Source organism: Listeria sp. MAN/IMW/UF464, assembly GCF_058683955.1.
In genome coordinates, this window is record NZ_JBZWZP010000002.1 from 528424 (window position 1) to 534627 (window position 6204).

At 36.5% G+C, this 6204-nt stretch carries 9 protein-coding genes and 1 other annotated feature (1 of these 10 only partly in view); of the genes, 6 read left to right on the top strand and 3 right to left on the bottom strand.

Annotation, left to right across the window (positions count from 1 at the left end; genetic code table 11):
- Positions 1-87: a sequence feature (ribosomal protein L20 leader region), on the top strand (it extends 52 nt beyond the left edge of the window).
- A gap of 82 nt (positions 88-169) precedes the next feature.
- From infC to rplT, 3 genes are read left to right on the top strand one after another with little or no spacing between them, the layout of a single operon-like run.
- Positions 170-685 (top strand): translation initiation factor IF-3, encoded by a 516-nt coding sequence (gene infC / locus AC4PG0_RS09855; protein WP_010958948.1) that lies wholly within the window; start codon positions 170-172, stop codon positions 683-685.
- Positions 686-706: 21 nt separating this feature from the next.
- A complete protein-coding gene (rpmI, locus tag AC4PG0_RS09860; RefSeq protein ID WP_003720098.1) occupies positions 707-907 on the top strand; it encodes a 50S ribosomal protein L35 in 201 nt (66 codons plus the stop codon).
- 39 nt (positions 908-946) lie between these two features.
- Positions 947-1306 (top strand): 50S ribosomal protein L20, encoded by a 360-nt coding sequence (gene rplT / locus AC4PG0_RS09865; protein WP_003720097.1) that lies wholly within the window; start codon positions 947-949, stop codon positions 1304-1306.
- Positions 1307-1347: 41 nt separating this feature from the next.
- Here the strand turns inward: rplT and AC4PG0_RS09870 are convergent, their stop codons facing one another.
- Positions 1348-2103, bottom strand: coding sequence for an exodeoxyribonuclease III (locus AC4PG0_RS09870; RefSeq protein ID WP_185505632.1), 756 nt, complete (start codon positions 2101-2103; stop codon positions 1348-1350).
- 82 nt (positions 2104-2185) lie between these two features.
- Between AC4PG0_RS09870 and AC4PG0_RS09875 the strand changes: the two genes are divergently transcribed.
- Entirely contained in the window at positions 2186-2716 is a 531-nt protein-coding gene (locus AC4PG0_RS09875; protein ID WP_492167655.1) for a DUF1697 domain-containing protein, read from the top strand.
- Between the two features lie 57 nt (positions 2717-2773).
- Entirely contained in the window at positions 2774-4006 is a 1233-nt protein-coding gene (pepT, locus tag AC4PG0_RS09880) for a peptidase T (protein WP_010991009.1), read from the top strand.
- Positions 4007-4030: 24 nt separating this feature from the next.
- Here the strand turns inward: pepT and AC4PG0_RS09885 are convergent, their stop codons facing one another.
- Complete coding sequence (locus tag AC4PG0_RS09885; protein ID WP_033838244.1) at positions 4031-4387, bottom strand: hypothetical protein; 357 nt, start codon at positions 4385-4387, stop codon at positions 4031-4033.
- A 50-nt stretch (positions 4388-4437) separates the two neighbouring features.
- The gene (locus AC4PG0_RS09890) at positions 4438-5211 is read right to left on the bottom strand and encodes an ABC transporter ATP-binding protein (protein WP_003762863.1); all 774 of its coding nucleotides are present in this window, start codon (positions 5209-5211) and stop codon (positions 4438-4440) included.
- A 64-nt stretch (positions 5212-5275) separates the two neighbouring features.
- Between AC4PG0_RS09890 and AC4PG0_RS09895 the strand changes: the two genes are divergently transcribed.
- Entirely contained in the window at positions 5276-5881 is a 606-nt protein-coding gene (locus AC4PG0_RS09895; RefSeq protein WP_003772443.1) for an HD domain-containing protein, read from the top strand.
- The last annotated feature ends 323 nt before the right edge of the window (positions 5882-6204 follow it).

The window sequence follows — 6204 nt, forward strand, 5'->3', positions numbered from 1 at the left end:
GGCAAAAAATTCAAACTTTCGTCGCGTAACTTACGCGATTTTGAATGTGCGGGATTGCTGAAAAGCAGCCCGTTTTTTTATGGCCTCTGAACGAACGAGTTAGCAGGCCGCAGATTTGAACAGCTATTTTCTATCTTGTTGTAACAAAATTAAGTGGAGGTGGCTCACCATTAGCAAAGACATGTTGGTAAACGATGGGATTCGTGCACGTGAAGTAAGATTGATCGACCAAGACGGTGAACAATTAGGCGTGAAGAGTAAAATCGATGCGCTTCAAATTGCTGAAAAGGCTAATCTTGATCTAGTGCTTGTTGCTCCAACAGCGAAACCGCCAGTAGCTCGTATTATGGACTACGGTAAATTCCGTTTTGAACAACAGAAGAAAGATAAAGAAGCCCGTAAGAACCAAAAAGTCATCGTAATGAAGGAAGTTCGTTTAAGTCCAACAATTGACGAACATGATTTTGATACGAAGCTACGTAATGCACGTAAATTCCTTGAAAAAGGCGATAAAGTAAAATGCTCTATCCGTTTTAAAGGTCGTGCCATTACACACAAAGAAATCGGTCAGAAGGTGCTTGACCGTTTTGCAAAAGCGTGCGAAGACCTTTGTACAATTGAGCAAAGACCAAAAATGGACGGACGTTCCATGTTCTTAGTCCTAGCACCACTTCATGAAAAGTAAAGTTTTGAGGAGGAAATATTCATGCCAAAAATGAAAACCCACCGCGGTTCCGCTAAACGTTTCAAGAGAACAGGATCTGGAAAATTAAAACGCAGACACGGTTTCACAAGCCATATGTTCGCTAACAAATCCCAAAAACAAAAACGTAAATTGCGTAAATCAGCAATGGTATCAGCTGGCGACTTCAAACGTATTCGTCAAATGGTCGCTAAAATGAAATAAGAGAAACAACATTTTTGTAAATTCTAGGAGGTAGACAATATGCCACGCGTAAAAGGCGGAACAGTAACACGCAAACGTCGTAAAAAGATAGTTAAATTAGCCAAAGGGTATTACGGCTCTAAACATTTATTATTCAAAGTAGCTAACCAAGCGGTAATGAAATCTTACCAATATGCTTATAGAGATCGTCGTCAAAAGAAACGTGATTTCCGTAGATTATGGATCGCACGTATCAATGCGGCAGCTCGTATGCAAGATCTTTCTTACAGCAAATTAATGCACGGCTTAAAATTAGCTGGTATTGATATTAACCGTAAAATGCTTGCAGACTTAGCAGTAAATGATATTGCTTCATTTAACACACTTGCTGATTCAGCAAAAAAAGCATTAGCTAAATAATTCAAAAATCCTCACTCCAACAAGTGAGGATTTTTTTTATGTTATAAATTAAGTTCTAGCTCAACTGGACAATGATCCGAACCAAGCACATCCGCATGAATTTTCGCATCCACTAACTTATCTTTCAAACGTTCCGAAACAACAAAATAATCAATCCGCCAACCAGTGTTCCTAGCACGCGCGTTCATTCGATAAGACCACCAAGAATAAGCGTCGGTCAAATCAGGATAAAAATAACGGAAACTATCAATAAAACCAGCGTCTAAAAACGCAGAAAATTTTGCGCGTTCCTCGTCCGAGAATCCAGCATTTTTGCGATTTGTCTTCGGATTTTTCAAATCAATTTCTTCGTGCGCAACATTCAAATCACCACAAAGGACAACCGGCTTCGTTTTATCCAAGTTTTTGACATATTCTAAAATCGCATCCTCAAACGTCATACGATAATCTAATCGTTTTAACTCAGCTTGCGAATTTGGTGTATAAACCGTTACCATATAAAAATCATCAAATTCAAGCGTGATTACGCGACCTTCAGTATCATGTTCCGGGACACCTAAACCATATTGCACCGATAATGGCTCAACTTTTGTGAAAATGGCAGTACCTGAATAACCTTTCTTTACAGCATAATTCCAATAATCTTTATACGCAGGTAAATCAAGTTCAATTTGACCTTCTTGTAATTTTGTTTCTTGCAAGCAAAATATATCGGCATCAACTTCTTCAAAATACTCCAAAAAACCTTTTTTCACAGCTGCACGAAGCCCGTTTACATTCCAAGAAATTAATTTCATCCAAAAACCTCCCATCTCTAATAGAACTATTATAACGTAAGTAACATGCTATAATGTAGTTAAACGATTGGGAGGGACTAGAATGGAAAAATACGTTGCTTTACTAAGAGCCGTAAATGTCGCAGGGAAAAATAAAGTGAACATGAAAAATTTAAAAGCAGCCTTACAAGAAGAGGGATTCCAAAATGTAACAACCTATATCCAAAGCGGCAACCTCGTTCTAAGTTCTAATTTACAGACAGAAACCGAAGTAGCAGCAAAAATAACAGAAGTAATTATAGCGAGCTTCAATCTATCCATTGACGTATTCGTTTTTTCAGAACAAAACTACAAAACAATCATCAAAAACAACCCGTTCCCACCAGAAATAATTGGTGAAGAAGAACGTTGGATGATTGCTTTTTACAATGAAAATATTGATATTCCTAAACAAAAAAATACTCAAGCCGAAGTAATCGCAATCGGCCGAGCGTTATATATCCACGTTTTCTCGAACCAAATCCATCAGTTAAAATTGCCTGTTTTCCTCGGAGAATATAAAAAAACACTAACGACAACGCGAAACCGGCGAACAACCGCTAAATTACTAACATTACTCGACAGTCAAGAATAGAATTTTTTGAAAATCAAGTTTATAATGAAAAAGAATCAATCTGAGGGAGTGATAGAAATGAAAGAAGAACTATTAAAACGATTTACAAAATATGTAAAAGTAGATACACAGTCAAATGAAGAAAGCACAGTTTGTCCAACAACGCCAGGACAAATGGAACTAGCGAACATTCTCGTTACAGAACTAAAAGAAATCGGTATGCAAGAAGTAACAGTAGATGAATTCGGTTATGTAATGGCAACACTTCCTTCTAATACAACGAAAGAAGTACCAGTTATCGGGTTTTTAGCTCATTTAGACACTGCCACTGACTTAACTGGAAAAAATGTAAACCCACAAGTGCATGAAAACTATGATGGTAAAGACATCGTTCTAAATAAAGACCTAAATGTCGTACTGTCACCTAAACAATTTCCAGAACTAGCTAATTACAAAGGAAAAACGCTTATTACAACAGACGGAACAACATTGCTAGGCGCAGATGATAAAGCAGGAATTACAGAAATTATGGTGGCAATGAATTATTTAATCAATCACCCCGAAATCAAGCATGGTAAAATTCGCGTAGCTTTTACACCCGATGAAGAAATCGGCCGAGGACCAGAGCGCTTTGACGTAGAAGCATTTGGTGCCAAATATGCCTACACAATGGACGGCGGGCCACTTGGCGAACTAGAATATGAAAGCTTTAACGCAGCTGGTGCGAAACTTACTTTTAACGGAAATAGCGTACATCCAGGAACAGCCAAAAATAAAATGATTAATGCTGTCAAAATGGCAATGGAATTCGATGCCGAGATTCCAAAAGAAGAAGCCCCTGAATATACAGACGGCTATGAAGGCTTTTATCATTTAATTTCATTAAACGGTGATGTGGAACAAGCAAAATCTTACTATATCATTCGCGATTTTGATCATCTGAAATTTGTGGAAAGAAAAACTCATATCGCAAGTATCGCCGAAAAACTAGCAGAAAAATATGGGGAAGGTTCAGTAGAATTAAAACTGAATGATCAATATTACAACATGCGCGAAAAAATTGAACCAGTAAAAGAAATTGTAGACATAGTGAGTGCAGCAATGAGAAATCTAGATATAGAACCCAAAATAAGCCCAATTCGCGGTGGGACAGACGGAGCTCAACTTTCATACAAAGGACTACCAACGCCAAACATCTTTGGCGGTGGCGAAAATTTCCACGGTAAGTTTGAATACGTCGCGTTAGAAAGCATGGTGAAAGCAACCGAAGTAATCATTGAAGTAGCGCGTTTATTTGAAGAAAAAGAATAATTTAAAAAGGGAGTCTAACGTAAGTTAGACTCCCTTTTTTATACGTTCATTTACTTTAGCTGCAAACACTTTTGCTTCTCCATTTGCAACGAGCAATGTATATTTTTCGCTATTTTTAAGATGTAATATCAATTTTTTTGTCATCGAGATAATACTTACTTTTTGCTCTAATAGCTCTATGTCTTCATATGCGAATTTCTTAAGTAAGTAAACATCTTCATTTTCTAAGTAAAAAATAAAAACATCTTCATTTGAAATCCAAAGTCCTGTTAGATCCATTAATTCGCCTTCCACTACATAAGAAAACGAACCATAAATCAGGCTAGTATCCATACCAAGAAGCTCACGTGCGCCTGCTTTTGCAATCATAGTTTCATACAAACTGTTTCGCCCCTTTTACATACGCGTTATTCGTAACCTTACTATACCACTTACTTCGGATAAACCGCAATCGCACCATCTTTAATACGAATTAACTCGACAGGCTTTTGATAGAATGCTTGAAGCACTTCCTCTGTTAAAAGTTTTTCTGTTTTCCCGTGATGAGTTATTTCCCCGTCACGGAGTAAAATGATATTATCAAAGCAGGGGAGAATTTCTTCTGTATGATGCGTGACAAAAAGCATTGTCGGCGAATCAGGACGTTCTGCAATTTTTTTAATCCGTTCTAATAAACGACTTTTCGCAAATAAATCAAGTCCGTTACAAGGTTCATCTAAAATCAGTAACTTAGGATTTGCCATCAAAGCACGAGCAATTAAAACAATTTGTCGTTCTCCTTGAGATAAGATTTTATAAGCTTTACCAATAAGCGAGGCCCCACCACAATCAGTCAGCAGTTTTTTCGCTTGGTTTACCTCAACATCTGTCACTTTCGCATACATTCCAATACTTGCAAACTTACCACTAAGCACAATTTGCTCACTTAGCTCGTAATCTTTCAGCTGATGATCTAAAGCATTACTCACCCAACCAATTGATTTACGTAATTCTGGTAAAGAAGTCTGTCCAAAAACATGCCCAAGCACTTGAAGCTTTCCACTACTAGGCCAAAGATACCCATTTAGAAGTTGTAGCAAAGTAGTTTTCCCAGAGCCATTTAGCCCAAGAATAGCCCAGTTTTCCTTTTCGTTAACGGTCCAATTAATATCCGATAAGATAGTTTTATTTTCACGCTTTAAATAAACATGTTCAAATGCAAACATCGAATACCCCATTTCCATTTTCTACTATTGTACATGAAAAATAACATAAAAAGGAGTTAAAAAAATGAATAAAGAAGAAATTATTCTTTCAGCAAAGAATTGGATGCACTCTCATTTTGAAAATGAAACGACCGGCCATGACTGGTCTCATATAAAAAGAGTATGGAAATTAAGTAAAGAAATCCAATCAAAAGAAGGTGGCGACCTGTTCACTATAGAATTAGCCGCTCTATTCCACGATTACTCAGATATTAAACTAACAACCGACGAACAGGAAGCAACTAAAACACTAATCAATTGGATGGAAACCAAAGAAATACCATCAGAACTAATCAAAAAAATCATCCGAATCATCCAATCAGTTTCATTTAAAAAAGGAAAAAATACTTTTAAAGCATTAACAATAGAAGAAAAAATAGTTCAAGACGCAGATCGCTTAGATGCCATCGGAGCAATCGGCATAGCAAGAACCTTCACTTATGGTGGCGCTCATAATCGAGAAATAGCTAACCAGAACAATCCAAAAAACACCACATTACAACACTTTTACGACAAACTTCTCCTTATAAAAGATCAATTAAACACTGAAACAGCCAAAACTATAGCAAAAGAAAAACAAAAAATTATGCAGGATTTTATACAAGCATTAGAAAAAGAATTAAAAGTATAATTAAAAACACTTGTATTTATAGAAAAGGTATTATATAATAATAAAGCTGAATTGATACGAAATAATTCATCAAAAACTATTTGAAAATTAGTTGTTGACGCGATATAAACTTTATGGTAAGATTTAAAAGTTGCGTTAACAAAGCAACTGACCTTTGAAAACTGAACAAAGAAGAAGACGAAAAGCAATGAGACGTAAAGTCTCACTGGTAATCGCAGGGCAGAAAACAGAAAGCTGTTTTCAACAAAAACAAACTAGTAATTTAATTGCTAGCGAAGTCAATTTGACGCAAGGAATCTTATTCACGGTGTTGAATAAGTATT

Excerpts from the sequence above, each read along its gene's own strand:
- AC4PG0_RS09890 (WP_003762863.1), bottom strand. The coding sequence starts at position 5,211 with ATGTTTGCATTTGAACATGTTTATTTAAAGCGTGAAAATAAAACTATC.
- AC4PG0_RS09895 (WP_003772443.1), top strand. The coding sequence starts at position 5,276 with ATGAATAAAGAAGAAATTATTCTTTCAGCAAAGAATTGGATGCACTCT.
- AC4PG0_RS09870 (WP_185505632.1), bottom strand. The coding sequence starts at position 2,103 with ATGAAATTAATTTCTTGGAATGTAAACGGGCTTCGTGCAGCTGTGAAA.
- rpmI (WP_003720098.1), top strand. The coding sequence starts at position 707 with ATGCCAAAAATGAAAACCCACCGCGGTTCCGCTAAACGTTTCAAGAGA.
- AC4PG0_RS09875 (WP_492167655.1), top strand. The coding sequence starts at position 2,186 with ATGGAAAAATACGTTGCTTTACTAAGAGCCGTAAATGTCGCAGGGAAA.
- rplT (WP_003720097.1), top strand. The coding sequence starts at position 947 with ATGCCACGCGTAAAAGGCGGAACAGTAACACGCAAACGTCGTAAAAAG.
- pepT (WP_010991009.1), top strand. The coding sequence starts at position 2,774 with ATGAAAGAAGAACTATTAAAACGATTTACAAAATATGTAAAAGTAGAT.